At 46.2% G+C, this 26,703-nt stretch carries 24 protein-coding genes; 6 read left to right on the top strand and 18 right to left on the bottom strand.

The features are described 5' to 3' along the window. Positions 1-6: 6 nt before the first annotated feature. The 9 genes from QUA77_RS13760 to QUA77_RS13720 all read right to left on the bottom strand — a co-directional run bounded on the left by QUA77_RS13760 (position 7) and on the right by QUA77_RS13720 (position 11,669). Positions 7-1,221 carry an ABC transporter permease subunit gene (locus QUA77_RS13760; protein WP_333450591.1) on the bottom strand — a complete coding sequence of 405 codons (1,215 nt, stop codon included), beginning with the start codon at positions 1,219-1,221 and terminating at the stop codon, positions 7-9. 180 nt (positions 1,222-1,401) lie between these two features. Further along, the gene (locus tag QUA77_RS13755) at positions 1,402-2,487 is read right to left on the bottom strand and encodes an amino acid ABC transporter substrate-binding protein (protein WP_333450589.1); all 1,086 of its coding nucleotides are present in this window, start codon (positions 2,485-2,487) and stop codon (positions 1,402-1,404) included. Between the two features lie 317 nt (positions 2,488-2,804). Beyond that, positions 2,805-3,032 carry a hypothetical protein gene (locus tag QUA77_RS13750; protein ID WP_190656515.1) on the bottom strand — a complete coding sequence of 76 codons (228 nt, stop codon included), beginning with the start codon at positions 3,030-3,032 and terminating at the stop codon, positions 2,805-2,807. Between the two features lie 315 nt (positions 3,033-3,347). Then, entirely contained in the window at positions 3,348-8,453 is a 5,106-nt protein-coding gene (locus QUA77_RS13745; RefSeq protein WP_333450587.1) for a PAS domain S-box protein, read from the bottom strand. A 203-nt stretch (positions 8,454-8,656) separates the two neighbouring features. Further along, the gene (locus QUA77_RS13740; RefSeq protein ID WP_006634220.1) at positions 8,657-9,058 is read right to left on the bottom strand and encodes a fasciclin domain-containing protein; all 402 of its coding nucleotides are present in this window, start codon (positions 9,056-9,058) and stop codon (positions 8,657-8,659) included. A gap of 347 nt (positions 9,059-9,405) precedes the next feature. After that, a complete protein-coding gene (locus tag QUA77_RS13735) occupies positions 9,406-9,795 on the bottom strand; it encodes a hypothetical protein (protein WP_333036734.1) in 390 nt (129 codons plus the stop codon). Position 9,796: 1 nt separating this feature from the next. Next, positions 9,797-10,159 carry a hypothetical protein gene (locus QUA77_RS13730; protein ID WP_333036735.1) on the bottom strand — a complete coding sequence of 121 codons (363 nt, stop codon included), beginning with the start codon at positions 10,157-10,159 and terminating at the stop codon, positions 9,797-9,799. A gap of 283 nt (positions 10,160-10,442) precedes the next feature. After that, on the bottom strand, positions 10,443-10,886 hold the full coding sequence (locus QUA77_RS13725; protein WP_333036736.1) for an Hsp20/alpha crystallin family protein: 444 nt from the start codon (positions 10,884-10,886) through the stop codon (positions 10,443-10,445). A 495-nt stretch (positions 10,887-11,381) separates the two neighbouring features. Beyond that, complete coding sequence (locus QUA77_RS13720) at positions 11,382-11,669, bottom strand: hypothetical protein (RefSeq protein WP_190656534.1); 288 nt, start codon at positions 11,667-11,669, stop codon at positions 11,382-11,384. 186 nt (positions 11,670-11,855) lie between these two features. Between QUA77_RS13720 and QUA77_RS13715 the strand changes: the two genes are divergently transcribed. From QUA77_RS13715 to plsY, 4 genes are all read left to right on the top strand, one after another. Beyond that, positions 11,856-12,650 (top strand): MlaE family lipid ABC transporter permease subunit, encoded by a 795-nt coding sequence (locus QUA77_RS13715; RefSeq protein WP_333036742.1) that lies wholly within the window; start codon positions 11,856-11,858, stop codon positions 12,648-12,650. Between the two features lie 63 nt (positions 12,651-12,713). Beyond that, entirely contained in the window at positions 12,714-13,106 is a 393-nt protein-coding gene (locus QUA77_RS13710) for a DUF3119 family protein (protein WP_333036744.1), read from the top strand. A 59-nt stretch (positions 13,107-13,165) separates the two neighbouring features. Continuing rightward, the gene (locus tag QUA77_RS13705; RefSeq protein ID WP_333182425.1) at positions 13,166-14,497 is read left to right on the top strand and encodes a DUF3086 domain-containing protein; all 1,332 of its coding nucleotides are present in this window, start codon (positions 13,166-13,168) and stop codon (positions 14,495-14,497) included. Positions 14,498-14,609: 112 nt separating this feature from the next. Next, a complete protein-coding gene (plsY, locus tag QUA77_RS13700) occupies positions 14,610-15,290 on the top strand; it encodes a glycerol-3-phosphate 1-O-acyltransferase PlsY (RefSeq protein ID WP_333036748.1) in 681 nt (226 codons plus the stop codon). A 96-nt stretch (positions 15,291-15,386) separates the two neighbouring features. Here plsY and QUA77_RS13695 read toward each other — a convergent pair whose 3' ends face one another. Next, complete coding sequence (locus QUA77_RS13695) at positions 15,387-16,208, bottom strand: calcium-binding protein (RefSeq protein WP_333036750.1); 822 nt, start codon at positions 16,206-16,208, stop codon at positions 15,387-15,389. Between the two features lie 124 nt (positions 16,209-16,332). Between QUA77_RS13695 and QUA77_RS13690 the strand changes: the two genes are divergently transcribed. Further along, the gene (locus QUA77_RS13690; protein WP_333450584.1) at positions 16,333-18,798 is read left to right on the top strand and encodes a protein kinase domain-containing protein; all 2,466 of its coding nucleotides are present in this window, start codon (positions 16,333-16,335) and stop codon (positions 18,796-18,798) included. 36 nt (positions 18,799-18,834) lie between these two features. On the opposite strand, the gene proC is transcribed toward QUA77_RS13690, so the two are convergent. From proC to der, 7 genes are all read right to left on the bottom strand, one after another. Next, positions 18,835-19,680 (bottom strand): pyrroline-5-carboxylate reductase, encoded by an 846-nt coding sequence (gene proC, locus QUA77_RS13685; protein WP_333450582.1) that lies wholly within the window; start codon positions 19,678-19,680, stop codon positions 18,835-18,837. 206 nt (positions 19,681-19,886) lie between these two features. Beyond that, positions 19,887-20,504 carry a cell division protein SepF gene (locus QUA77_RS13680; RefSeq protein WP_006634207.1) on the bottom strand — a complete coding sequence of 206 codons (618 nt, stop codon included), beginning with the start codon at positions 20,502-20,504 and terminating at the stop codon, positions 19,887-19,889. Positions 20,505-20,621: 117 nt separating this feature from the next. Beyond that, positions 20,622-21,287, bottom strand: a complete 666-nt coding sequence (locus QUA77_RS13675) for a YggS family pyridoxal phosphate-dependent enzyme (protein ID WP_333036755.1) — start codon at positions 21,285-21,287, stop codon at positions 20,622-20,624. Between the two features lie 72 nt (positions 21,288-21,359). After that, on the bottom strand, positions 21,360-21,629 hold the full coding sequence (gene pipX / locus QUA77_RS13670) for a transcriptional coactivator PipX (RefSeq protein ID WP_006634205.1): 270 nt from the start codon (positions 21,627-21,629) through the stop codon (positions 21,360-21,362). Between the two features lie 42 nt (positions 21,630-21,671). Further along, positions 21,672-22,130 carry a holo-ACP synthase gene (acpS, locus tag QUA77_RS13665; RefSeq protein ID WP_333036758.1) on the bottom strand — a complete coding sequence of 153 codons (459 nt, stop codon included), beginning with the start codon at positions 22,128-22,130 and terminating at the stop codon, positions 21,672-21,674. Positions 22,131-22,385: 255 nt separating this feature from the next. Then, the gene (locus QUA77_RS13660; protein WP_333450579.1) at positions 22,386-23,384 is read right to left on the bottom strand and encodes an energy-coupling factor transporter transmembrane protein EcfT; all 999 of its coding nucleotides are present in this window, start codon (positions 23,382-23,384) and stop codon (positions 22,386-22,388) included. A gap of 169 nt (positions 23,385-23,553) precedes the next feature. Then, positions 23,554-24,915 carry a ribosome biogenesis GTPase Der gene (der, locus tag QUA77_RS13655; protein WP_333036762.1) on the bottom strand — a complete coding sequence of 454 codons (1,362 nt, stop codon included), beginning with the start codon at positions 24,913-24,915 and terminating at the stop codon, positions 23,554-23,556. 245 nt (positions 24,916-25,160) lie between these two features. Between der and QUA77_RS13650 the strand changes: the two genes are divergently transcribed. Beyond that, positions 25,161-26,369, top strand: a complete 1,209-nt coding sequence (locus tag QUA77_RS13650; protein ID WP_333450577.1) for a NupC/NupG family nucleoside CNT transporter — start codon at positions 25,161-25,163, stop codon at positions 26,367-26,369. Between the two features lies 1 nt (position 26,370). Here QUA77_RS13650 and QUA77_RS13645 read toward each other — a convergent pair whose 3' ends face one another. Then, positions 26,371-26,664: a zinc ribbon domain-containing protein gene (locus QUA77_RS13645; protein ID WP_333450627.1), complete on the bottom strand. Its 294-nt coding sequence runs from the start codon at positions 26,662-26,664 to the stop codon at positions 26,371-26,373. Positions 26,665-26,703 lie beyond the last annotated feature (39 nt).

Genomic DNA, 26,703 nt, shown 5'->3' with positions numbered 1-26,703 from the left:
AACTATTTACCTTTCCTTGATTTGTACGGTTTTATTGTACCAATTCATGAACAAAGAAACTATCAAACTAATTGTGAGGTATGTTACCATGATAATTAACATTGCTTCGATCGCGCGACCGGTCTGATTCAACGTCGGAGAGCCCACCACAAAATAAACGTCGGGATAAGCAACCGCAACCGCTAAACTAGAATTCTTAGCTAAATTCAGATACTGACTGGTTAAAGGCGGCACAATCACCCGCAAAGCTTGCGGTAAAATTACCATCCGCATCATGGTTCCAGACTTCAGCCCCAAAGACTTTCCCGCTTCCCACTGGCCTTTCGATACTGACTGAATTCCGGCCCGCACAATTTCTGCAATGTAACTGCCAGTATACAAGCTGAGTCCTGTCACCAAGGCGGCAAATTCAGGAGTTAATTTTAACCCTCCTTCGAGTTGCAATTCTGGTGTCAGGCGGGGGAAATCTAGACGAAAAGGCAGATTTTTGGTGATAATAAAAGCTAAGATTGCACTTAGCCCGATCGCACCTAGAGCCCAAAACAACTGTCTTCCCGGCTTAGCTTCTTCCAACATCACCCGCGCCCGCCACATCCACAGCCCCGCGGCCGCCAAAACTCCGACTGTTAGCAAAATCAACCAAATCTCAAAACCCGGCAAAGTCACAGGCCAAGGTACAGCAATGCCGCGATTTGTCAAGTAAATCGGCCCCCTCATCTGCAGATTGTCTTCGAGTTTTGGCAGAGAAATGAAAACTGCAAAATACCAGAAAAATAATTGCAGCAATAACGGCGTATTCCGCAAAATTTCTACGTACAAACCCGCCAAATTCCGCAGCAACCAATTGTCGGAAAGGCGCGCAATTCCTACCGTCAAACCCGCAACTGTTGCAAAAATAATGCCGATAGCCATCACCCGCAGCGAGTTGATTAAACCCACAAAATAAGCTTGCCTGTAACTGTTGGCGGGACTGTAGGGAATCACGCTTTCACCGATATCAAAAGATGCTTGGGAATTGAGAAAATCAAATCCAAATGCAATCCCCAGTTGCGAGTAATTGGCACTGAGATTGTCCCAGAGAATGGCGATCACAACTATTACTAAAATTAGGGCGATCGCCTGTCCGGCTATTTTCCAGAAGCGATCGTCCCGCAGCAGTTTTGATATATCTTTAAATTTGGGCAATTTCTGCGATTTGCCCGGTTGAGGTTCTGGGTTCATAACTGTTTAATGTATAGCGCACTATACCTAACTTTAGTCGGCCTAAAATATCTTCTAGGGTAGACCTAGAAAGCACCTTAAAAGTCGTGTAAGCGCGGATTACCTTGCTGTCTAAAATATTTTGTTGGTTAACTGTTAACAGTTAACAGTTAACTGTTAACTGTCAACTGTTAACTAAAATTAACGGAACGGCGGCGAGTAAAGCAAACCGCCATCTTTCCAGAGTCTGTTTTGACCCCGTTCTAACTTGAGTGTACTTTTCGGGCCGAGGTTGCGATCGTACATTTCCCCGTAATTCCCCACTTTCTTCACAACGCGGACGGCGTAGTCGTTCGGGAGTCCCAAACCTTTACCTAAATCTCCTTCGGTTCCTAGCAAACGTTTGACGCTGGGGTCAGTAGTGCTTGCAACAAGTTGGTCTACATTTCCTGAATTAATTCCCAAATCTTCAGCTTCAATCGCAGCAAAAACGACCCATCTCACCGCGTCAGCCCATTTAGGATCGCCGCTTTTCACCGCTGGGGCTAACGGTTCTTTTGACATCACGATCGGCAAAACAACATTATTCTCGGAATTCGGCAGAGTTGTCCGCTTAGAAACAAGTTGCGATCGATCGGCAGTAACACCTTGACAGCGACCTTCTTGATAGGTAGCAAAGGTAGAATTCACATCTTCAAACACGACAGGAGTGTATTTAACTCCTAATCTTCGCATTTGGTCGGACAAATTTTGTTCCGTGCTCGTACCTGTCTGCACGCAGATAGATTTGCCCGCAAAATCTTTTAAACTTTTGATGCCGCTGTCTTTTTTGACCATGATGCTTTGAGAGTCATAAAAGATCACCGGGGCAAATTCCATTCCGGTAGTGCTGTCGCGACTCGCGGTATAGGTGGTATTTCGGCTGAGAATGTCGATTTCTCCCGCCTGCAAAACTGTAAATCTATCTTTAGCGTTGAGTTTTCGGTACTCGACTTTTTCTGGGTCGTCAAATATTGCCGCCGCTACAGCCCTGCACACATCCACATCCAGTCCCGAGTATTTGCCTTTTTCGTCTACAAAGCTAAAACCCGGCAGTTCGCCGCTGACGCCACAAATCAGTTTGCCGCGGCTGACAATTGTATCTATCCGGCTGGAACCTTGTTGCGAGTTGCCGCCGGCAGTAGTTGTTGCGGTTGTTTGTCCGGTTTGTGCCGATCGATCTCTACAAGACGCCAACGGTGCAACAAACAACACACTTGCTAGTAGCAGAAATCCCCATTTACGCATAGATTTTAATAGAACGCTTTCCTGACAATCCTACCTTGTAGCTGTCAGAACTGTGGCGATCGGCGATCTACACAGCCTCCGGTTTCAAATTAGCCGTTCTGCATCCGGTGCTGCACTGCAGCAACTGCACCGACTACCCGCCTGTTTTTTTTGAGCAAACTGGGAGCCCAGAGTTGGAAACCCGGTTTCCGGCTGGAGGTCTGGTCGTCAAACCTAAGATTTATCCTTGAAACCCGGTTTCTTTTCTGCTATTTCTGCCCAGCGCAAGGGCTCATCGCCCTTCCCTGGAATATTTATCCGATTTTGATTGAATCCGCTCACAGTAGCTCTGGTGCGAGCCGCTGCTCAGCTAAATCGCGGATTAGGGAAAGCCGAGACTGGATGTATTCGTCCAACACATCTGCTTCTTTGCCATTAAGCGCAGAGTTCGTTTTTAACTGCTTTAGCAGCCACTGTACCAAGGTCGCATCGTCTAAATTGACTAACAGAGTAGCTTGGGTGGTCTCAATTAATGACCAGAGTTGGCGTAACATGACTGGAGTCATAAAACCTCGTTGAGCGTAAATACGCACTTAATGGGCGGGGATAGCGAAAAGCGGGTCTTGGTGTCTCAAGCCGATAGACGAAAAGCACCCTTATGTCGATCGGCTTAATGATTATTTTATATTTGACCACATTAACTTAATACAGTAGTGTCATAAGTTACAACACACAAGATGTTATAAGAGTTCCCAATTCCTTCACATTGAGATAAATATCTTGATAAAAGATTAAAAATCTTTACAAGCGAGCGATCGCGGGGCTGCCAAGAGCCGTCCGCGATCGGGCTGGAGAGCCCGGTTCAAAACAAAATTGATTCATTACTCACTAGCCACCAACTTTTCAACCCCCGCCAGAATTATTTCTAATTCAGCGATGATTCTTGTAGCCCCCTCCAAATCATTAGATTCAGCCCGACTTTGAAGCTGATCTGCCATGTTGGGCATTAACCGCACGGCCGCCGTAGCGCTGACACCTTTAATTTGATGAGCGTGGCGGGCGAGTGTCTCCATATCTCCCGAAGCAATCGCCTCCTTAGCAGCTTCTAAATAACTACCAGTATCCACCACAAAAGCTTGCAGTATTTCCCGCTCAAACTCTAAATCAGCGCCCGAAATTTCGTGCAGACGTGCCATATCGACTAGCGATTCGATATCTGGCTCAGAATTTTGAAGTTCCTCGCCCTTAAACTTGGGAGTTTCAATTTTTAGCTTGGCGGACCAATTTTCTAGTACCGATTTTAACTTTTCAATCGCAATAGGTTTGCTAATATAATCGTCCATGCCCGCCGCCAGACACTTTTCCCGATCGCCCTTCAAAGCATTCGCCGTCATCGCAATCACCACCGTCTTTTGATGCGGCTGCATCTTCCCAGCAGCAACATCTGCCGCTTCTAGGCGGCGCAATTGCAGCGTTGCTTCGTAACCGTCCAAAACCGGCATCTGACAGTCCATCAACACAATGTCATACTTTTTCAGAGCAACCATAGATACCGCCTCTGCACCGTTATTGGCCACATCCGCCGCGCATCCCAAAACTCTGAGTTGATTCAGACCAACTTTTTGATTGATTGGAGTATCTTCAACTAACAAAATCTTTAAACTTGCTAAGTCCCGGTTGTCAATAGCTGAGGCTCGATTGGACGTTGAATTTGGCAGCGGCTCATCAATCAGCGTCATCGGGGCGATCGCATTCGCCAAGCAATCAAATAGTCGGTGAGCTTTCACAGGTTTAGTTAAATACCCGCTAAAACCGCTATCTACCAAGCGTTTCGCCTCTGCAAGCTGAGTCATTGAAGTCAGCACCACCCACTTTGTTTGCTGCATTGCAGGCTCAGAAATCCTCAAGCGTTCGAGACTCCCCGCCACCATTTCCGGCAACTGAATATCAACCAAAACGATATCGTAAGGGGAATTAAGGCTGACAGCTTTGTACATAGATGCGATCGTCATCCAACCGTTCTCAACCTCCTCAACCTCCATTCCCCACAAAACAGCCATTCTCACTAGCACTTTTCGCACTGTCGGCTTGTCGCTGGCAACTAACATTTTTCGCCCTGCCAGCACCGTTTCAAAATTCACTTCGCACGCTGTCCCGACAGCAGTTAAATTTTCATTAACTGTCGGCACAGTAAACCAAAAAGTCGAGCCTTTGCCAGGGGTACTTTCCACACCGATTTGCCCACCCATTAACTCCACCAACTCCTTGGAAATAGCCAGCCCCAAACCTGTGCCACCATATTTTCTTGTCGTAGAGGCATCAACTTGAGTAAAAGATTGAAACAGCTTTTTTTTGTCTTCGGGAGCAATCCCAATCCCTGTATCTGTGACTTTAAACAGCAGGAGCATAGAGTCATTATTTTCTGTTTTTAACGCTCCGATATTTTCTAAAATTTTCTGATTGTCGCTGGCTGCCAATAACCCAGAATTACTAGCATTAGCTACCTCAATTACAACTTCTCCTGCTTCTGTAAACTTAATAGCATTGTTGATCAAATTAGTGAGTATTTGCCGCAACCGCGCTGCATCACCTTTAATTTGCACCGGCACGTCGCTGTCAATCAGCGCCACCACTTCTATACCTTTTTCTTGTGCGGGAGTAGCCAACAAATCCAGCACTTCATTCATACAGATACTCAGGTTAAATTCTAGTATTTCTAAGCGCATTTCTCCTGCTTCCAGTTTGGATAGATCCAAAATATCATTAATGATGGAGAGTAAATTTTGACCGCTGAGTTTCAGCGTCTGTACAAAGTCAAGCTGTTCGGGAGTAAGATTCGTTTTCAGCAGCAATTCAGTCATCCCCATCACTCCATTCATCGGAGTACGGATTTCGTGACTCATATTTGCTAAAAATAGCGACTTCATTCGAGACGCTTCTAGGGCTGCTTCTCGGGCCTGCTGTGCTTGTTCAAAAAGAGTAGATTGCTGAATGGCGATCGCCAACTGCACGCTCAACCTTCCCAGCAAATCCATCTCAGAATCAGTCCAAACACGCGGAGCGCTACACTGATGGGCAATCAGCAATCCCCACAACCGATTTTGACTCGTTTCCAAACTCCTTCCCGGCAGTTCAATTCGAGTTTCCGGCGAATATTCTGCTGCCAACCCCTGACTTTCATCGCCTATAAAAATTGGTACAACTAAATTAGCCCTTACCTGCAAACTAGCAAGTAAATCTCGGTGTTCCTCGCTCAAATTGGCAGTATAAATATCTGCCATTGCTTGAATTGTTTCTGCACTGTACAGCCATACATAACTTTCCCCAAAGGATGTTCTTTGAACTTTTCTGCCCAGCAGGGGCATCCAATCATCCCCTACAGATTCCACAACAACCAGCGCTGTTTCCTCGGACTCAAAACGATAAATTACCGTGCGGTCAGTTGCCAGCAACTGTCGCACTTCTTGTACAGCAGTGCTCAGAGTTTGAGTCAGGTTGAGAGACTGGCGGACTCGCTGGGCGATCGCCGAAACCAGCCGTTCTTGTTCTGCTTGTTCGCGCAGCATTCTCTCAGCTTGCTTGCGTTCGGTGACATCGCGAATTACCGCAGCAAAGCACAGCGGTTCGGTGGTTTGAGGGTGCTTGACCAGAAAAGCATTCATCACAACATCAATGGGTTGTCCGTTGCCCAAGTGCTGCATTTGACCTTCGCCTTGCCACTGGCCATGACTGATAATTGTTGGTAAAATCTCTTGACTGAATTTCTGTTGAAAATAGGGCCCAATATAATCCCATATCTCCGAATAAAGCACTGCCGAAAGATTCTCTACACCCACCAGTTTTCGTCCGGCTTCGTTGACAAACAGCGTTTTGCCTTTCAGGGTAGCCATACCGATAAAATCGCTGCTGTTTTCAATCAGCGACACAAATTTTTGCCGTTCTTCTTCTCCTTTTTTGCGTTCGGTAATGTCGCGCTTGACGCAGACATGACAAATTACATCGTCGGCGTTGTTAATCACAGAGTATGCTGCAACGTCGATCGCCAGCGTCTGACCTTTTTTAGTGCAGTTAGTAATTTCGCCCCGAAAACTTCCTGTTTTCGCTAAACTTTGGGCAATTGCCGAAAAGCGCTCCCCCGCAAGCAGCGGCGAAGCTTCTGCTTCTAATTCCGCGTCTGTGTATTCTAAAAGCGTTTGGTGAGCAAGATTTTGTTCGAGGAAAAACCCGTCAGCATCGATAATGACGATCGCATCATTGGAGTTTAAAAATATTTCTCGGTAAAGCTTTAGTTTTTCCTCAGCTCGCTTGCGTTCGGTGATGTCTCTTTTGACATTTACGTAGCAAACTACATCCCCAGCATCATTTAAAACCGCAAAAGCCGAAACCTCCACCTCAACTGTTCCTGCTTGCATAGCCTTAATACAGGTCATTTCGCCTCGGTAGCTCCCTGTTTCCGCCAAGCTTTGCAGCACAGACATAAATGCCTGTTCTCCCATGTGAATGGCAGGCGTTTTTCCCCACAATTTTGACGCGCTGTGACCCAGCAAAGCCGTGTGAGCTTGATTTGTTTCTAAGTAATAGCCTTCGGGGTCTAGTATCGCGATCGCATCGTTGGATTTCAAAAAGATTTGTTGATAAAGTTGCAGCTTCCGTTCAGCTTGTTTCCGGCCGCTAATATCCGTGAACAAGCCGTAGTAAACAATCTCCCCCGATGCTTGAAATTCTGGCTGGGAAGCTCCTTGCACCCATTTAAGTTTTCCTGACGGAGTGACAATTCTTCCTTCCCACCGCCAAGGCTGCAAATTTTCAGCAGAAAGCGTCACCGAGTTGAGAAAATCATCTCGATCTTCGGGATGAATCATGTCAACAATTACATTAAAATCCTGCTGAGCAGCCTCGGGTTCTATTTCATACAATTCTCGGCAGCCCGCACTCACAAACGAGAAGGCCATCGAGCCATCTGGATGCAAGTCAATTTGATATACCGTACCGGGTACGCTAGCAGTAATTTTTTGCAGTTTGGCTTGGCTTTGATTCCTGGCTTCATCTGTGGCCTGCAATTGACCAATCTCTCTAGAAAAACCCAAAACCCCAAATATATTACCCTCTACATCGCACAGCGGCACTTTTTGCGTATCAAAGACGTGCTGTTTGCCATTTTCAAAGACGATCGCCTGGTAGGGATTGCGAACCCTCTCCCCAGCCAGCACAGCTCGATCTTCCTCGCGGATGCCCCTAATTGAGTTGTTGCGATCGCCAAATACTAATTCGGCTGAAAAACCTAATTCAATATCATCTTTGCCGATAATTTCCTCAACATTTTTCCCCAAATATTCAGCAAAACTTTGATTGACAAAAATGTATCTAAAGTTTCTATCTTTCGCAAACACTCTGTCCGGAGCCTCGTCCATTACAGCCCGCAACAATAGTTCTTGACTTTCCGAATCCAGAGCAAAATTATTTTGAAATCTATCCTTGGCACTGGTCGTTTGACGTGCTAAAGTTACTAACTGTTTTGCACAAATTTGAGCTACAGTGTGGAGCAAACAAAGGTGTTCCAAATTAAAAGCAGTTGCTTGCTCTGCACCAATGAAAAATACTCCCAACAATTCTTCACTTTCATCCAGGTTGGCTGGTGCCATCAAGACCGACTGAAACTGAGCAATTGGTGGCGGAGTGATGTTGTGCGCCCAGTCCCGATTGCCAGCAAGCCATTCAGCGCGAGCAGCTTGCAAGCGCCCTTCCATTTCGGCTTTGGTGCTAGCACTTAACGGCTGTAAGTGTTCCAGATATATTTGATCGTCCGGTAGCGTCAAAATTGCGATCGCCTGTGTGGGAATGAGGCGATCGAGATGTGCCAGACACGCAGACCAAATTTCCTCAACACTGAGAGCGGCTTGAACTTTTGCAGTAAGTTCATTGAGAACTTGCAGTTCCAAGGTACGCTGGCGGACTTTTGCTTTGAGGCTGGCGGCTAGGATTTGCATAGTGCTCACCAAACTGGTTTGCTTATATTATAATTATTGATTTTTAAACTTTTTCAAACAATCATCTTAAAATACATCCGCCGAAAAAACAACTTTTTTATATTGAAATTACCTTCAACCGATAAAAAAAAAGCGTGCGATCGGGAGCAAAGCGGCACCGCAAAGCACCTGCTTGGCTCCCGCAGCGAGATTAAACGGCGAAATTATCCCATTAAAATTACGTTATCGATCACATGGATCACACCGTTATCAGCTTCGATATCCGCAGCGACAACTGTAGCATTTTTCACCTCAAAACCGTCAGAACAATCAATTTTAATCGGCGAACCTTCCAAGGAAGTAACAAAACCGAGTTTTGCCAAATCAGCTTTCATAAACTTGCCGGAGACGACGTGAAACATCAAAATCCTAGTGAGTTGGGGAACGTTCTGCACTAGGGTTGTGATTGTTCCTGGCGGCAATTTCGCAAAAGCATCGTCAGTGGGTGCAAAGACAGTAAAAGGGCCCGGACTTTTGAGCGCGTCTACTAAATTAGCTACTTGCACGGCTGTTACGAGGGTTTGGAACGAACCCGCACCTACGGCAATATCAACAATATCAGGCATTATGTTTTACCTCATCTGGGAAAAAAGTTCTATTAAGTATCGTAAACTGAGGCGGGCAACAATACCTACTGTCTTTTTTGAAAAATTGGTAATGATTTTGTAGTAAGGAGTTCAATCCTCAGATTTTTGATGAGGACTTCAGCCCTCACTACAAACCTAATAATATAGAACTTACGCATGGGGGTCCAGAAACCGGGTTTGTTACGATAATACTTCGTAAAAACCCGAATATTAGGTAAAAAAACAAGTTTTGATGAGTCGGAGTGCGTAAGTCCTGTAATAGTTATTTTACCAGATATAATATTACTAACCGCTTGGCAATTTAACGGCGCGGTGCTTTTCAATTGTTACAAGACTGCTGGCGATTGTGATACCAAAACCTCTGTTTTAAAATCTGCTACTTCAGTATTTAGGTTTTCTCCCTTTTGTATGCTAAAACTGCCGTACACAATTGAAATTTCAAAAATATCCGTATGAATTAAAGCTGGTTTCCGGTGCGCGTCTTCACCCAAATGAAAACCAATCAAATCAGCTAATGGTTCATTTACTTCCTCTTCATCATGCACCTCCCACATAATTTCTCGGCAGTCTTGAAAAACTAAAGAGTAAGGCAATCGATCGCCTGTAGGATCGTAAATACATTCCAGTAATACTTCATTCCCCCACAAAGACACATGGACATTTTTCACGAGGGATGTAAGTCCACCTAAATTAAGCAAGTTGTAGTCATCAGGCATATTAATTACTCACTTTTTCTCCAGTAATGTGCGTATCAGGAATCTGATTGCCAAATTCATCGCGTGTTTGGAGTACGCTACCATCTTTGTCAAGACGCAAACCCCAGTTTATTCTTCTACCATCTGAGCCATATCGCGGTGCTGGCAGGCGAACAACTTCACTATTAGTGCGGATTATGACTTTTGACCTGTCAGAAAATTTGTATTCAACATAATTTCCTGAAGAACTTTTTACCTTAGCACCCAGTCCGCGCAAAAAGTCATCGACTTCTTGGCGAGTCATCCCAGTTAAGTCTCCAAACTCAGATGCAATTCCATTTCCTCCCACTCCCTGACTCGGCACGCAAGTCTCCTCACCAACCATTGCCTCTTCGAGTTTAGCACAGTTACCGAATCGGAAAAAGGAAGTTCGGCAACGGATTCGCTTTCAGAAGAGGTAACGGATGTAACGGATAAATGGATGGAAGAAGGAAGAAGGAAGAAGGATAAAGGATAAAGGAAGAATCATTCCTAAAATTCGCAATGGCCAATGCTTTTCGACCAAATTTTCAATTCCCAATGACCAATTATCAATTCCCAAAACAAATAGGGGGTGCTTTGCGCCCCCCTACTCATTAACTAAAACTAACTAAAGCAGGAAACAATTATTAGCCGCCGATTTGCACTTTCACCACGCGGTTCTTTTCTGCTTCCGCTTTGGGCAAATTCAGGTGCAAAACTCCATTTTTGTACTCAGCTTCTACGCTGTCATTTTGAACCCGTGCGGGTAGGGGAATCACCCGGCGGAACGAACCGTAGCGGAACTCAGAGCGAGTCATGCCTTTATCTTCACTCTTAGTTTCCAGACGGCGTTCGCCGCTAATAGCAACAGCTTCTGCGGTTACTTGTACGTCCAAATCCTTAGCTTCCATGCCCGGAACTTCTAATTTAAGGTGGATGGCTTCGGGAGTTTCATCGAGTTCGGCGGGGGGTACAAAAGCAACACCGTTAGATGCGCGATCGGTGGCCGGTGTCAAGCTATCAAACAACCGATTCATTTCTCGTTGCAAGGAGTCCATTTCCCGCAAAGGTTCCCAACGAATAAGTGCCATAACTAATACCTCGACTATCTGAAGTTTTTAGGGTTGAGAAACATTTGACTCAACCTGTATTTAATATATTCCAGCTCCAGAAACTGGGGGATTCGGTTTTCCGCAAAAAGGCCGATCGCATTACCGAACATTTGCGAGCAATAATGTTGAGGGAGTCGGTTGGAGAGTTGAGATTTGAGATTGACTCCACAGATGAATCTGGAAGTTTGACCAAGAGTCTAAAATTTCAAGTATCCGTTTTTAGGCGAAGTCAGCCGATTTGAGGTTGGAGAGTTGAGATTTGAGATTGACTCCACACATGACTCGGGAAATTTTAACTTTGGTCTAAAATTTTTGGCTCTCCACCACTCCTGTCTGCTAGCAACTATCCGTTTGTGGGCGAAGTCATTGCAGGTGGCGGTATTCGATCGCATCGGAACCCAACAATTTGAGATTTTAGATTTAATTTAGAATTCCCAACCTAAAATCTTAAATTCGACATATAACGAAACAAAATTAACTCCACCGCGAATGCTGATAAGAAGCGTAGGTATCAAACAAAGCACCCACTAAACCAAAAGTTAGACCAATGACGAAAAAGCCCTGGAGGGGACAGCCGCTGCCAAAAGTAGCTAAGAACTGCAAAATCATGTCTTCTCCAGAACGACCAACTCCTTGGAGAGCAGGCACGAAGCCGATCAGCGAAAAGCTAGTCAATCCCGCGCCGATTAACAATACGGGAGCGACAAAGCTCAACAGGCTGGTCAGCAGTACAGAGCGAAGAAAATTGGGAAAAATGCTCATAAGAGTCAGTAAATTCAGCTAAACTGCCGAAAGGTGCAAGCAAACAAAACTTGTCCTTTTCTACGATAGGCAGCGATCGCCCTCAGTGGCCAGTTCTGTCAGAAATCTTAAATGTTATAGAAAAAACTTGTTTAAGATTTGTAGATAGATTTCATTTTTTGCAGTTGTTCTACACTCGAAATCCCCTTGAGCACCACTACATCTTCGAGCCTCAGTTTGTGGAGTCAGCGGTTGCTGGCAGCAATTTTATTGGGCGGCCAAGTCATGCTGCACTTGCTGAAGGGCAAAATTCACCGTCGCAACACCATCGACCAAATGGCAGCAGTCGGCCCGGAATCTCTGCTGATTGCTTTGCTGACTGCGGGTTTTGTCGGCATGGTATTTACTATCCAGGTAGCGAGGGAGTTTATTAACCTCGGGGCCGGCAATGTCGTCGGTGGCGTTTTAGCTTTGTCTTTGACTCGCGAGCTCGGCCCCGTCTTAACAGCCGTCATCGTGACGGGACGGGTAGGTTCGGCTTTTGCAGCGGAAATCGGCACGATGCAGGTAACAGAACAGATAGATGCCCTGCTGATGCTCAGAACAGACCCGATCGACTATTTAGTAATTCCCCGCGTCCTGGCTTGCTGCTTGATGCTGCCAATTTTAACGATCATGTGTCTCGTCACCGGCATTATCGGCGGACTGCTGATTGCTACCACAATGTACGGCATCTCTCAAAGCGTGTTTTTAGAATCAGTCCGCAATTTCCTGAGTCTGTGGGATATTTGCAGCGCGGCAATTAAGGCTTTTGTATTCGGTGGCTTGATTGCTGTAATCGGCACTAGCTGGGGTTTGACCACCACCGGCGGGGCAAAAGGCGTCGGTCAATCGACTACTACGGCGGTGGTGACGGCTTTACTGGCTATTTTTATTGTGAACTTTTTCCTGACTTGGCTGATGTTTCAGGGGACGGGCTCTAGCGTACTCAAAGGCTTGTAAGCTAGGAAACAGATAAAATATGAATAATTGGCAACATTAGTTTACTACCCTTGATTTAAACCCGTGAATACCACTGCCTCTTCGACTGCGCCGACAAGTACGATCGAACTCGCTCCGAGTTATGCGATTCCCTTAGTCCTGGTACTGGCGGCCCTACCGCTGCTGTTCGTGCAAAAGTGGGCAAGTTTGCCGCTTTCGCTGTTCGGCTTGTTTCTGATGTACCAAACCGCCACCCTCCGGCTGCAATTTACCCCAACCGATTTGGACATTTATCGATCGTCCAACTTAATCCGCCGCTTTCCTTACCGAGAATGGCAAAATTGGCGGATATTTTGGCCCGCTGTGCCGATTTTGTTCTATTTCAAAGAAATTAACAGCATTCACTTTCTGCCGGTTCTGTTCGATCGTAAAATGCTACAGACCTGCTTAGAACAGCGTTGTCCCCGTCAAGACTAAAAAAGTTGTTAATTTTAAATTTTTAACTTTTCCGAGCCCTACGCCGAACCAAATTTCCCATGAATTCAGACGAATCTCCAACCCAAGAACCGCAACCACAACCAGACGCGCCCACCGCTGACGGCGAAGTCAATTTACCCGTGAATGAGACGGAGTACCAACTTCCATCTCAAACACCGGATTTGTCGATCGAGCTTCAGGAGTCCGCCGCCCAACTCCCGGGCGAAACAGACCTGCCGCTGGGCGAGGAAGATGCCGAAATCGCCCAATTCGTGGACCCAGCAGGCGCAATCGCCCAAATTCCGCCCAACACCGACTATCGCGAATCAGAAAGTCAGATCGCTCAAATCGAGCCTCCAACAGACTCCCAGCCAACAGCAACCGCAGAAACGGTAACGCACATCCCAGAAAATGTTACCGAACAGTTGGCAGAGAGAGTCAAAGAATTGCAGCAGCAAGAACAAGCTTTGACAGAAAAAATTGCAGCCTTGGAAGCCGACAAAGCCAATGCTATAGAAGCGTTGGGCCAGGCTCAAGCATCGATCGGGCGTTTGGTACAAGACGGCTTGATTCAATTAGATCAGCGCAAACAAGCGCTACAAATCGAAGTAGAAAAACTCGAACGCCGGCGCGATCGAATTCAGAAGGAAATGCGAACCACTTTTGCCGGCGTTTCCCAAGATTTAGCAATTCGAGTCCAGGGTTTCAAAGACTATTTAGTAGGCAGTTTGCAGGATTTGGCCGCCACCGCCGAACTCTTAGATTTGACCCCACCGATGCAAGAGACACCCAAGCAAATTCCTGCTGAGGAGTCTCAATCCTCAGCACCGGTAAATCCCAAATTTGCCGAACAGGGATTTCAAGAACAAGCCAAACAAATTCGCCGCACCCTCGATCAATATCGCACTGTCCCCGACTACTACGGCCCGCCTTGGCAACTCCGTCGCACTTTTGAACCCATCCACGCGGAACGAGTTTCTAACTGGTTTTTCACCCAAGGAGGAAGGGGTGCTTTGCGAACTATGGGCTCGCGCTTGCAAAATATCTTGATTACTTCGACAATTATTTCTGTACTCAGAAGCGTCTACGGTGGACGGGTGCGGACTTTGGTGCTCGCCAACAGTCCCGAACGTTTGGGAGAGTGGCGCCGGGGTTTGCAGGACTGTTTGGGCATTACTCGCAGCGATTTTGGCCCGGAAAGGGGGATTATTATGTTTGAGTCGGCGGAAGCTTTGGCTCAAAAAGCCGATCGACTGGTGAAAGATGGCAAATTGCCGCTAATTGTCATTGATGAAACTGAGGATTTAATTAGTTTGTCAATCCTGCAATTTCCGCTATGGCTGGCCTTTGCTGCCGATCCGCAAACTTTGATGGCTGCTAAGGATTTTTAATTGGTAATTGGTAATTGGTAATTGGTAATTGCTAATGAGTAATTGCTAATTGCTAATTATGCTAGGGGAAAGGTTGCAAAATTTAAAAGTACACGAAATCTCAAATTAAAAAATGGCTAGCTGGATAATTTTAAATGGCGCATTGCTAATAGCAGCTTATCTGCTGGGATCGATTCCTACTGGTTACGCCTTGGGGAAATGGATGCTAGGAATTGATATTCGAGAGGTTGGTTCGGGTTCGACTGGTGCGACTAACGTACTGAGGACTTTGGGTAAGTGGCCGGGGTTGGGGGTGTTGCTGGTTGACGTGTTGAAGGGGGTAAGTGCGATCGTCCTAATCCGCTACATTTACTCGCTCGATTTTACCAGCCAGCTAGCAACCGCCGCAGGTTTAGAAAATACTGAAACAGTCATCCCTTGGATGGCAACTTTGGCGGGTTTCTCTGCTGTTTTGGGCCACAGCAAATCTATTTGGCTGGGGTTTACCGGCGGTAAATCTGTGGCTACGAGTTTGGGAGTTTTGCTTGGTTTGTACTGGCCTGTTGGTTTGGGAACTTTCGGAATTTTTGGAATCGTGTTTGCGGTGTCGCGAATTGTTTCTTTAAGTTCGATTATCGGGGCAATTAGCGTGGCTGGATTGATGTTTGCTTTACATCAGCCGCTAGCTTATGTATTGTTTGGCCTTGCGGGCGGCGTATTTGTAATTGTGCGGCATCGCAGCAATATTCAGCGGCTTTTGAACGGTACTGAACCGAGGATTGGAGAGAAATTGGAAACAGCAGCTAGCGATTGATCGGTAGTATTGTTGTACGGCTGGTTGCAGATTACTATTTCTCTGTCCAATCTCCAATTAAGCTTTTATAGCAGGCATGGCAGCGCATTATACAGCTCAGAATCCCTGAACAGGGATAATGGTGTTTAGAATGCTGTTTTGCAGTTGCACAGGCGTTACACCCTCAACAAAACCGATTGCATCTCCTGAATTCCTGACTTTGATCAGAGTCCCGGAACTCACTATCGATACGGGTTTTAATAGCTGTGATTGCTCTGGCGTGACAACAGAACCCGCAACTTGCGGAAATTCTAGCTGTACCGTAATTGGCACATTTGTCAAGTTTTCCAACACTATATCATTCACAGTTAAACCGCCTGCTAATCCAATTTTATCGAAAGGTTGTCTGAAACCTACAATGAGATCGGCATTATTGACATCTCTAACTCCGGATTCTGCTTGAAGGACGTACAAGTTGCTGCCCCCGATTTTGAGTGAACTACTATCACCCAAACCTGCTAAAAAGTCGCGACCCAAGCCTCCCACCAAAGTGTCATTTCCGCTACCGCTGACTAAAAAATCATTGCCTTTACCTCCCAATAAAATATCATTGCCACTCTCACCAAAAAGTAAATCTCCATCTTGACCTCCGTTTAGAGAGTCATTGCCTTCAGTTCCATATATTGCGTCTTTCCCTCTTCCCCCAAGTAAAGAATCGTTGCCAAAATTCCCTCTGATAATATCTTCCCCTTCATTGCCATAAACCAAATCGCTAGCTGTTGAGCCTATGACTGTATCGTCACCTCCAAGCATCCATACTCCCGAGGGGAAATTAGTTACACCTCCGAATCGGGAATTAGCGACGGATAACTCAACAGATTCAGATGTATTGTCGCCAACTAAGCGAGGCACTCCTGATGGGTCTCTTTGTAAAGCCATAAAATATTTTGTTCCTAAAATCTCAGATGCCAAGATTATTAAATAAGCCAATCTCAAAATCAATTCATATATTCATAACTTTGAGTTCATAAAAGTCATAACTTTGAGTTCATAAAAGTCATATTTGTGGTACGCTCGACACCAACGAGTGCAGCGAGTTAAGGGGATGGAACAATTTAGGTGTCTGAATCCAGGGGATATTCTGCGCGATCGCTACCGAATTATCGCTAAATTAGGTGAGGGAGGGTTTGCTAAAACCTATACGGCTAACGACGCTTTGGGCAGCCCCGATAATCCTCTGTGCGTCGTCAAGGAAATTCCCCCTCCTGAATCTAACGATGAGCGGCTGTTGGAGGAAGCACAGCACCAATTTGAAAAAGAAGCTAAAACCCTGAAGTATCTCGATAAGTGTCCGCAGATTCCCAAGTTAATCGATCGCTTTCAAGAACAGGGAAAATTTTACTTAATTCAAGAATACATCGAAGGAAATCCGCTCAACAAAGAACTTGCATCTCTCAGGCAGTTTCAGGAGTCAGAAGTTATTGATTTATTGCAAGATATTTTGTCAGTTTTAGATTGCGTCCACTCTCAAGGTATTATTCACCGCGATCTGAAACCGTCAAACTTAATCCGGCGCCAGCTTGACGGCAAAATTGTGTTAATTGACTTTGGGGCAGTAAAAGCGATCGGCACTTTGGCGATCGAGAACGGTCAAATAACTCAAACTCGCGTCATCGGTACAGACGGTTATATGCCAGCCGAACAGTGGAAAAATCAACCAAGATTTAACAGCGATATCTATGCTGCGGGAATCATCGGCATTCAAGCGATCGCAGGGTTAGATATTGAAGACTTTTTTCATGATAAAAAAACTGGGGAACTCGTCTGGCACTACTCAACTGACGATCGCCCGATGGTACAAATTAGCGACAAGCTGAAAAAAGTTTTAAATAAGATGGTGCGCTACCACTTTAACGATCGCTACCAATCTGTTGCTGAAGTGTTGCAGGATTTGATCTCGCTAACAGCGTTGCACTCAACTGCCCCCCCTTCACAACAACCTCTGCTGCCGAAGCCTAAACGCCAATGGCAAGATACATTGAGAGTCTGCTTGCCGATCGCGATCGCAGGATGCCTCGGGCTAGCAGCATTTTTAATACACAAAATTTTCACACCTCAAACTTGTCCTTTAATCCAGGGAGATGCTGTGAGTTGTGGCGAGGAAATCCTGATAAAAACATCGAGTCCTCGCTTAAAACAACGGGGAATTAATGATTTTTTTACTACTAACTATCAATCAGCATTTAATTTATTTAAACAATCGTGGAACGAAGAAGAACGCAAAGATCCAGAAACTTTAATTTACCTGAATAATGCCCTTTTGAAGGTGAAAAAAGCTGATTATTACACCATTGCAGTTGCCGTTCCCATCAGCAACACCGAAGGAGGTACTGTCAATTCTGATTTGGCTAAAGAAATGCTGCGCGGCATTGCCCACGCCCAAACAGAAGTCAATCTAGGACTCTTTAATTCCGAGCACAATAACGACTTTCCAGGTCAAGATTTTTTACCAGGTAAAGACATTAATGGCAAGGGTATTAGAGTCATTATCGCTGACGATGCCAATCTGAAAGCAGAGGCACAAGCTAGGGCCTCTTCACTCGTCAAGCAAACCGAGATTTTGGGTGTCGTCGGTCACTATACTAGCAAGATGACTGTGCATACAGTCGATATTTATGACAAAGATCACTTGGTCTTAATTTCGCCTGGGAGTACAACTGAACAATTAACAGAAAAACCTCGGAAGTTTTTCTTTCGCACTGTCCCTAGAAATCAAATTACTGCTGAAGCTTTCAAAAAGTATCTGAGTCAAAAGGCAGGTCAGAAAAAAGCGGTGGGTTTCTACTGTCCTGAGATTCAAGCTACTTCTTCATTGTGGGAAGAATTCAGAAAACAGTTTAGACAAGCAGGAGGAAATATTTTCAGCATCACTGAATTCGATTTGTGTAAGAAAAATTTCAATGTTGAACTAGCATTACAAGAAGTCGAACGCAGTGATAAAACAGCGATCGTCTTAACTACGAGTCATGTCCCGGATGCGGTCAAAAATGCAATGGCACTTATTAAAGCCAATGGCGATCGCAATTGGGTAGTGGGAACCGGGGGAATCTATAGCCAGAAAACCTTAGAAACCGCTTCCCAGTTACCGTCTTTTGAGAAACTGGTGACATCATCCTCTTGGCATCCTTTAACTGCTCCCAACCGCACATTTGCCGATAATGCTCGAAAGCTTTGGGGAGGAAATGTCAACCACCGCACAGCTTTAACCTACGATGCAACTCGGACGCTAATTAAAGCCATAGAAATCCAACAGCAACCCAGTCGCGAAGGGATGCAGAAAACTATTGCGAGTCCGAATTTTAGCGCCACAGGAGCAACCGGAAATATTGAGTTTGATGCGAACGGCGATCGCCAAAATTTTCAACCGGAGTTAGTGCATATTGTCAAGTGTGGAAAAGAACAGTTTGGTGTAGCTTTTGTTCCCGTCAAATATCGGACGGCAAAAGCGGCAGGTTTAAAGTGCGATTGAACTCGTTTATGATTGTTTCTGTGCGTTATTCCTAACTTATTTGCCCAATTCTTGAGAACGCAAACAAGCTGCTTTCACTGCTTCGATTAGTGCAGAACGAAAGCCGCTACTCTCTAATTTAGCAATTCCCGCAATAGTCGTGCCGCCGGGACTTGTAACTTGATCTTTCAATTGTGCCGGGTGCATTCCCGTTTCTTGCAATAACTTTGCCGTACCGAATACAGTTTGCAAAGCTAATTGAGAGGCGATCGCCCGTGGCAGTCCTGCACAAACTCCGCCATCTGTCAATGCCTCAATTAAAACTGCTACATAACCAGGCCCGGAACCGGAAAGCCCTGTCACCGCATCGAGCATACTCTCAGGTACTTCTACCACTTCTCCTACGGCCTGAAAGATGCGCTTTACCAATTCTAAATCAGCCGGTTGAACAAGTTTTCCCGGGGCGATCGCGCTCATTCCCGCTCCTACCGTGGCCGGAGTATTCGGCATCACCCGCAGCACTCCCCGCCCTGGGAACGCGGGTTCTAGCTTGCTCAGTGGCACTCCTGCCAAAATCGACACTACCAGCGCTTCTGGCTGGGAATTAGCCGTTTCTCCATTATTTCCCTGTTTGCGATCGGCCGCCACGGCCAACTCCAAAGCTACCGTATCAAAAACTTGCGGTTTAATCGCCAAAAACAGCACTTCTGTAGCGGCAGCAACTTCTAGATTGCTGGCTGTTGTTCCAATCCCGTAGGTTTCAGTCAAAAATTGGCGACGTTGAAGTTGTGGGTCGCTCACCAAGATTTCTGAAGGCAAATAAACTTTTTGTGCAATTAAGCGGGATAAGAGAGCTTCTCCCATTACCCCGCCTCCGATCGTACCAAATTTTATGTTAGTCATTAGTCAGTTGTCACTTGTCACTTTTGAGTTGTCAGTTGTCAGTTGTCAGTTGTCAGTTGTCATTGGTTACTTAGTTGTTAGCTAATGTTATTAATCCGCAGTGTTTATTCCACAGTTATTAGTTGTTAACTATTGACTACTGACTACTAACTACTGACTACTGACTACTGACTACTCACCACTGTCAACTGACTACTAACTACTGACTACTGAGCGATTGGAGCTTGTTCTGCCGGCCAGACTGTTGGTGCAGGAGCAGCAGGACGAGGGCGTCCTTGAGCAGGAGGAACTTCGTGAACCACACCAGACTGAGTTCTCACCTGCACGCAGCTAGGCGTAAACAAGAAAATACTTTCACCAATTCGCTCTTGATGACCGTCCAGGGCATAAGTACCGCCCGCCACAAAGTCCACAGCTCTTTGCGCTTGGTCTGGGTCCATCACCGTCAGGTTCAAAACCACAGACTTCCGTTCCTTAAGGGCTCGAATTGCTGCCGGCATCTCTTCAAAAGTGCGCGGCTCCATTACTACTACTTCCGAAATCCCGTTCATAGCTCCAGGCATTCCTATCACGTTATTCATTACTGACCCTACTCCGCCGGTTGGTGCAACGACATCCATACCTGTCGATCCTACTACTGACCGCTCCCGCATTCTACGATTTTGACGACGTTCTTCTTCTGCTGCTGCGACGGCAGCGGGGTTCGGTTCAGGCGCTTGGTAGAAGTTCTGATAGCGCTCCCCTTCCGTTTCGTCGTAAACGTCATCGTACTCAGGCTCATTGTTGATGCCTACAAAATCTCGCAGTTTAGAAAAAATATTCATGATTCACGCTCCTTCACGACTTGGCTGCCCCGACTATACTCGCGTTGCGCGTTAGTCGCTGGCGGCTGACTACTCTATATTTAACCTAAATTGTCTTTATTAGAAGATTTCAATTATTTATCCCCTCCTAGAGCCAAATAAGGTTTGTCCTAGCCGTACCATAGTAGCACCTGCTTGAATTGCCAAATGATAATCCCCCGACATCCCCATCGATAGCTGCTGCATTTGAATGCAGGGCAAATTTTGCTGCTGGATTTTCTGTGCAAGTTCGTGAGTGCTGTTAAATAATTCTAGGATTTGCGAGTCATCTAATCCCAGCGGAGGAATTGTCATCAAACCTTGAATTTTGATATGCTGACATTTGCTGAGTTCTGGAAGGTCGGCCAGCAGTTCTGGAACGCTCCAGCCGTATTTGTCCGGGTCGGGCAACATTTTGACTTGCAGGCAGACTTGGGGAGAGCAGGACATTTCCCCCGCCAAGCGCGAAAGTCGCTGAGCGAGTTTTAAATTGTCGAGAGAGTGAATCCACTGGAAATGCTCTAAGGCCTTGGCGGCTTTGTTGGCTTGCAAGTGGCCGATCAAGTGCCAGTTGATATCCGGCAAATCTTGCAGTTGAGTTTGTTTTTCGGCAGTCTCTTGAACCTTACTCTCGCCAAAATCCCGGATACCGGCGTCGTATGCTTCGCGGATAGCATCAGTCGGTACCTGTTTGGTAACGGCAATTAACCGCACTGATTCGGGCAACTGTTGGCGAATGCTGTTAATTCGAGAGGCTATGGTCATGGGTACTCAACGCTGGGAACTGGAGGGAATGAAAATTAAGACAGTTACCAATTACCAAATTACTGATTTTCGTTATTGAAACGTGCGCTGGTGAATGGTCTGCAATTGGTCGTACTCTTGATATTGACCGCTGCGACGCAGGGTTCGCAGGCGAATTTCGACCATGAGGCGAGCGTCGGATCGGCTGATTGGTTCAAATCTCAGCCCGCCAGGGCCGTTTGTCACCAAAAAAAACAGGCGCTGGGCGTATAGGGTGGTAAATAATTCTTGGCTGTCTTCAACCTGGGATACCCTGAAGAGGAGGCCAAAGTTTGGATGATTCAGGTAAGTTTCGGTAGTCATTCACGCTCACAATCGATCAATTTTAGATTAAAGATTTAGATTTTAGATTTTAGTTTCACTCGATCGCCCGACGGCGTTGTTTGACGGCGGGGTACAAAGGGCGAGCGCCGTAGCCGTGCAATAGTCTCCGTCGTGGCTGAGGCTCAATTGCCACTGGCAATTTCCCCAAACAGAGGCTTGTGCTGCTGCGGTTCCGTGCAGTTGCACCTTGGGAGCACCGTTTTCGGAGCGCCGAATTTCCACATCTGCATACCGTATTCCCCGCCATCCCGTGCCTAGAGCTTTGACAACGGCTTCTTTTGCTGCCCAGCGCCCCGCTAGTTGGTTGCAGGAAACTCGATTCATTTTACCTTTAATGCTGCTGTGTTGAGAATTTAGTTGCCCGCAATCCCTTTGTTCGGCGGGCGTGTAAACTTTTTCGAGGAAGCGATCGCCAAACCGGTCTAATGCGGCTTGTATGCGCGGAACATATACGATATCTGTCCCAAGATAGATGTTCAAGGTCTTGGTTCTCTAAATATTTGTCTCCATTACTTTAGCAGGACTGTCGCGTACCAGACAAAACTTACTCAAATGTCGGCTCGTCCTCCAAACCCCGCTCGAATCCAGGGCTGTTTCATTCTCTTGTAGGGCCAATCCCTCGTGAAGAGCCCCGATATCTGAAACTCGAATCAGTCCTTCCCAATTCTTCAATCTCAAATCTAATCAATCAATCAATCAATCAATCAATCAATCTCAAATCTCAAATCTCAAATCTCAACTGTCCCAACCCCAAACGAAGCGGGCGCTCCAGAGGACGATCAAGCATCCGAGGGCGATCCAATCTCGGATTTTCAATTGCAATTGGTGCCATTCTACACGGTGTCGATCGGGACTGGTGAAGCCGCGAACTTTCATCGCGCTGGCTATTTGTTCAGCTCGCAGGAGCAAGTTTTCTAACAGCCGCTCCGCTATCATCAACCACACTTGAGCGGCGCTGCGAAATCCGAGTTTTTTCCAGTTTATCGCTCGGGTTCTGACCGATCGCACTAAATTTTGTATTTCTTCCAATACTAGGGGAATGAATCGCAAAGATAAAGTTAATGTTAAGGCTATTTCGGTAACAGGCCAGTTCAAGCGGCGCAGAGGCTGCATTAAGTTTTCAATGGCGGCGGTAATTTCTTCGCTGGCTGTGGTGAGAAGGTAGAGGTTGGTACTGTAAATTACTGTGAAAAATAGGGTGCTGACGTTGATAGCTAAATCTAGGGATTTGCGGGTGATTTTAATCGGGCCTTGTTTGAATACAACGTAACGGTAGTTTGTGGGTTGGGGGAGTTGATTTGGGCTTTGGGCTTTGGGATTATTGGGGATTGGGGAGTTTGAGCCTAAGTTAAAAGATTGGTACCAGGGTTTGGGCTTTTGAGGGGCCCGAAGGGTTGCCGGCTGTTGGGAAAAGGTTAATTCGTCGGCGGGGATGCGGGGCTGGTGTTCTGCGGGGAGTCCGTCGGGGGCGATCGCGCTGAGGCAAAATACTAATAGGCAGAATAGCAGCAGCATTCCCATTTGCTGTTTCCACACGCGCAAGGGAATTGCTGCTGTTAGTGTCAGTAAGATTAACATTCCTACTAGCATCAACCGCCAGAGGGGATTGGCGAGTATTGGTGCAATCAGAAATGTCATCAACCAAGCTAATTTTACGCGGGAGTCTAGCCTGTGAAGCCAGGTTACTGGTTGTTCTAGGTAAAGTCCTATGGGGAGCGATCGAAGTAAGTCCATCTTGGGATTTTAGATTTTAGATTTTAGATTGTCGATTATTAATAATACTAATTTATTGAACCGCGAAGACGCGAAGGACGCCAAGAAGGAAGAGAAGGAAGAAAATAGAAAAAAACGCAATTTGCTTTGGTCGTTAAATTGCGTTTTTTATTGAATCTAAAATCGAAAATTACTTGACGCGCAGTGCTCTGTTTGTTGTGCTCATTTCTGTGGCACGAACTTTTTTGCCTCTCCAAAGTAGCCGCATTGGTGTACCGGTAAAGCCTAGATGTTTGCGGAATTGGCTTTCCATGTAGCGGCGGTAATTTTCGGTGAAGCGTTTGGGATCATTGACAAATAGCGCGATTGTCGGTGGCTGCGATCGCACTTGAGTACCGTAATAGATTTTGCCTTGTTTTCCTTGGCGGGTAACTGGGGCTGAGTGCCAGGTTGTGGCTTCTTCTATGACTTCGTTAATCACGGCGGTAGGGACGCGACGTTTGTGTTCGTCGGAGGCTTTGTCTACTAATTCAATGATTTTTTCAACTCGCTGTCCACTCATGGCGCTAACAAAAATCATTTCGGCCCAGTCGAGGAAATAAAGTCGGGTTCTTACTTCTCTTTCGTACTCGTAGATGGTGTCGGAGTCTTTTTCTACTGCGTCCCATTTGTTGACGACTATGATACAGGCGCGACCTTCTTCGCTGATGCGATCGGCTAATTTTTGGTCTTGATCGGTAACGCCGTCTATTGCGTCAATTACTAACAGTATGACGTTGGCGCGGCGGATGGCTTTGAAAGCGCGGTTGATCCCGAAAAATTCTGCGCCGTATTCGACGTTTTTCTTTTTACGAATTCCGGCTGTGTCGATCAGGCGGTAGGTTTTACCGTTGCGTTCTACTAAGGTGTCGATCGCGTCGCGGGTTGTGCCGGAAATCGGGCTGACTATAGCGCGATTTTCTCCTAGAAATGCGTTTAACAAACTCGATTTGCCGACGTTGGGACGACCGATAATTGCTACTTTAATTTCCTCAACTTCTGGTAATACTTCTGTAGGAAGGTAAGTAATTAATTTGTCCAGCAATTCGCCGGTGCCGTTGCCGTGAATGCCGGAAATTGGGTAAGGTTCTCCCAGTCCCAATTGCCAAAAGTCGGCTGCTTGGGTAAGCCCTGTATTTTCGGATTCGCATTTGTTAACGGCGAGAATGACTGGGACTTTTTGCAGTCTCAGCCAAGATGCGATCGATTCGTCGCCGCCGGTGAGTCCCGTTTGTCCGTCTACTACGAAAATGGCTGCGCTGGCTTCTGCCAGGGCTGCCATTGCTTGTTCGCGAATTAAAGGCAGAAATTCTGTCTCGTCGTCGAATACTAGCCCGCCGGTGTCTACGACTTGATATTCCCGATCGCCCCAGTATGCTGGTCTGTAAGTGCGATCGCGCGTGATTCCTGCTTCGTCGTGGACGATCGCGTCTTGGGTGTTGGCTAAACGGTTGACGATCGTCGATTTGCCTACATTGGGGCGTCCAATAATAGCAACTATAGGTAGAGACATAAAAGTAGCAGCAATGAGGCTGCGCCGTAATTTTGAGGTTTAGCCTTTTATTGTAAGCGAAACTGGCCCAGATTGTATGCGATCGGACTGCATCGTGTATTATACCCTCTCCGGGGCTGTGCGCCCCGCGCCGCGAACTCATGGCCACCTCCGGAAACGAGATAAAGTACGATCGGACTGTTAACCTGGATTACCAGAGCTTGGTAACGATAAATGCTTCCTCCACATTCTCTAAAAATTGCTAAATGGAACGACTTATTTCTGTATTCGGGTTAGCTGTTTTTGTCGGTTTGTCCTACGCCTTTTCAGTTAATCGGCGCGCTGTCAAGTGGCCACCCGTACTGTGGGGAATTGCATTACAGCTAATTTTTGCTATTTTGATTCTCAAAACTGCTCCTGGTTTGGCTGTCTTTAAATTTTTGGCAGATTTGGTGACGCAGTTTCTCAATTTTTCTGATGTGGGGGCGAAGTTTATCTTTGGAGACAATTTTGCCGAACACTTTATCGCTTTTAAAGTGCTGCCGACTATCATTTTTTTCTCTTCGTTTATCACCCTACTTTATCACTACGGCATTTTGCAGCGAGTTGTCCAAGCAGTGGCCTGGTTGATGATTAAAACCATGAAAACTTCTGGCGCAGAAACGCTTTCTTGTGCTGCGAATATCTTTATCGGGCAAACGGAAGCTCCTTTGTTAATTAAACCTTATTTGGCGGCAATGACGCTCTCGGAACTCCATGCTGTCATGACGGGAGGATTTGCCACAATTGCCGGCGGAGTCATGGCAGCTTATATTTCTTTTGGAGTACCGGCTCAACATTTAATTGCGGCGTCGGTGATGTCTGCACCAGCAGCTTTGGCTATTTCTAAATTGCTTTACCCAGAAACTGAAAAGTCGCTGACTGCTGGGGAGGTGGAGGTGAAGGTGGAAAAGGTTTATGCTAATGCTGTGGATGCGGCGGCTCCGGGTGCTAGCGACGGGTTGAAGTTGGCGGCGAATGTGGCAGCCATGCTGATTGCTTTTTTGGGTTTGTTGGCTTTTTTTAATGCGCTTTTGGGGTGGTTTGGAGGGCTAATTAGTTTGCCTCAGTTGTCGCTAGAATTAATTTTTGCTTATTTGATGGCTCCGGTTGCTTGGCTGATGGGGGTGCCTTGGGCTGATTGTGCAGCGGTGGGGATTGTTTTGGGAAAAAAAACGATTTTGAATGAGTTTATTGCTTATTTAGATTTGATGGAATTGGTGAAACAACAGGCGATTTCTGAACGATCGCAAATTATCTCGACTTATGCTTTGTGCGGGTTTTCTAACATTGGTTCGATCGGGATTCAGATTGGGGGAATTGGCGCGATGGCTCCGCAGCGGCAAGGCGATTTGGCGAGGTTGGGCTTGAGGGCGATGATTGCTGGCTCTGTGGCTTGTTTTATGACTGCTTGTATCGCGGGGATGCTGATGTAAATTACCCAGCACTGACCTGAGTACAGTTACAGTGTGGGCTTTCAATAGCCCTGAAATGATCTTGCAAATTGCAAAATAACCTCGAACCTTCGGGCTTATTTACCAAAGCCCCAATAGCAGCAATATTCTTACTGCCGTTTAAGTCGGGATCACCTTTCCATCCACAATGACCACAAGCAAACTTTTTGCCATTCCTATAAGACTCACCCTGTACAGGGTGAATATGATTGCACTTGTGGCACATTTGGCTAGTGTATCTAGGGCGTCGGTTCAGTATTAGGAGTTGACAAAACAAACTGAAAATGATAGGTGAATTGAAAAGCCTGTTAAATTC

The organism is Microcoleus sp. K5-D4, from assembly GCF_036704575.1.
GTDB lineage: Bacteria > Cyanobacteriota > Cyanobacteriia > Cyanobacteriales > Microcoleaceae > Microcoleus.
Note: the sequence above shows the minus strand (reverse complement) of the source record. Positions and strands in the feature narration are given on the sequence as shown.

Excerpts from the sequence above, each read along its gene's own strand:
- QUA77_RS13735 (WP_333036734.1), bottom strand. The coding sequence starts at position 9,795 with ATGCCTGATGACTACAACTTGCTTAATTTAGGTGGACTTACATCCCTC.
- QUA77_RS13745 (WP_333450587.1), bottom strand. The coding sequence starts at position 8,453 with ATGCAAATCCTAGCCGCCAGCCTCAAAGCAAAAGTCCGCCAGCGTACC.
- QUA77_RS13720 (WP_190656534.1), bottom strand. The coding sequence starts at position 11,669 with ATGAGCATTTTTCCCAATTTTCTTCGCTCTGTACTGCTGACCAGCCTG.
- QUA77_RS13740 (WP_006634220.1), bottom strand. The coding sequence starts at position 9,058 with ATGCCTGATATTGTTGATATTGCCGTAGGTGCGGGTTCGTTCCAAACC.
- QUA77_RS13675 (WP_333036755.1), bottom strand. The coding sequence starts at position 21,287 with ATGACCATAGCCTCTCGAATTAACAGCATTCGCCAACAGTTGCCCGAA.
- proC (WP_333450582.1), bottom strand. The coding sequence starts at position 19,680 with ATGACTAACATAAAATTTGGTACGATCGGAGGCGGGGTAATGGGAGAA.
- plsY (WP_333036748.1), top strand. The coding sequence starts at position 14,610 with ATGGCTAGCTGGATAATTTTAAATGGCGCATTGCTAATAGCAGCTTAT.
- pipX (WP_006634205.1), bottom strand. The coding sequence starts at position 21,629 with ATGACTACCGAAACTTACCTGAATCATCCAAACTTTGGCCTCCTCTTC.
- der (WP_333036762.1), bottom strand. The coding sequence starts at position 24,915 with ATGTCTCTACCTATAGTTGCTATTATTGGACGCCCCAATGTAGGCAAA.
- QUA77_RS13760 (WP_333450591.1), bottom strand. The coding sequence starts at position 1,221 with ATGAACCCAGAACCTCAACCGGGCAAATCGCAGAAATTGCCCAAATTT.
- QUA77_RS13705 (WP_333182425.1), top strand. The coding sequence starts at position 13,166 with ATGAATTCAGACGAATCTCCAACCCAAGAACCGCAACCACAACCAGAC.
- QUA77_RS13660 (WP_333450579.1), bottom strand. The coding sequence starts at position 23,384 with ATGGACTTACTTCGATCGCTCCCCATAGGACTTTACCTAGAACAACCA.
- QUA77_RS13755 (WP_333450589.1), bottom strand. The coding sequence starts at position 2,487 with ATGCGTAAATGGGGATTTCTGCTACTAGCAAGTGTGTTGTTTGTTGCA.
- QUA77_RS13695 (WP_333036750.1), bottom strand. The coding sequence starts at position 16,208 with ATGGCTTTACAAAGAGACCCATCAGGAGTGCCTCGCTTAGTTGGCGAC.
- QUA77_RS13750 (WP_190656515.1), bottom strand. The coding sequence starts at position 3,032 with ATGACTCCAGTCATGTTACGCCAACTCTGGTCATTAATTGAGACCACC.
- QUA77_RS13680 (WP_006634207.1), bottom strand. The coding sequence starts at position 20,504 with ATGAATATTTTTTCTAAACTGCGAGATTTTGTAGGCATCAACAATGAG.
- QUA77_RS13650 (WP_333450577.1), top strand. The coding sequence starts at position 25,161 with ATGGAACGACTTATTTCTGTATTCGGGTTAGCTGTTTTTGTCGGTTTG.
- QUA77_RS13730 (WP_333036735.1), bottom strand. The coding sequence starts at position 10,159 with ATGGTTGGTGAGGAGACTTGCGTGCCGAGTCAGGGAGTGGGAGGAAAT.
- QUA77_RS13725 (WP_333036736.1), bottom strand. The coding sequence starts at position 10,886 with ATGGCACTTATTCGTTGGGAACCTTTGCGGGAAATGGACTCCTTGCAA.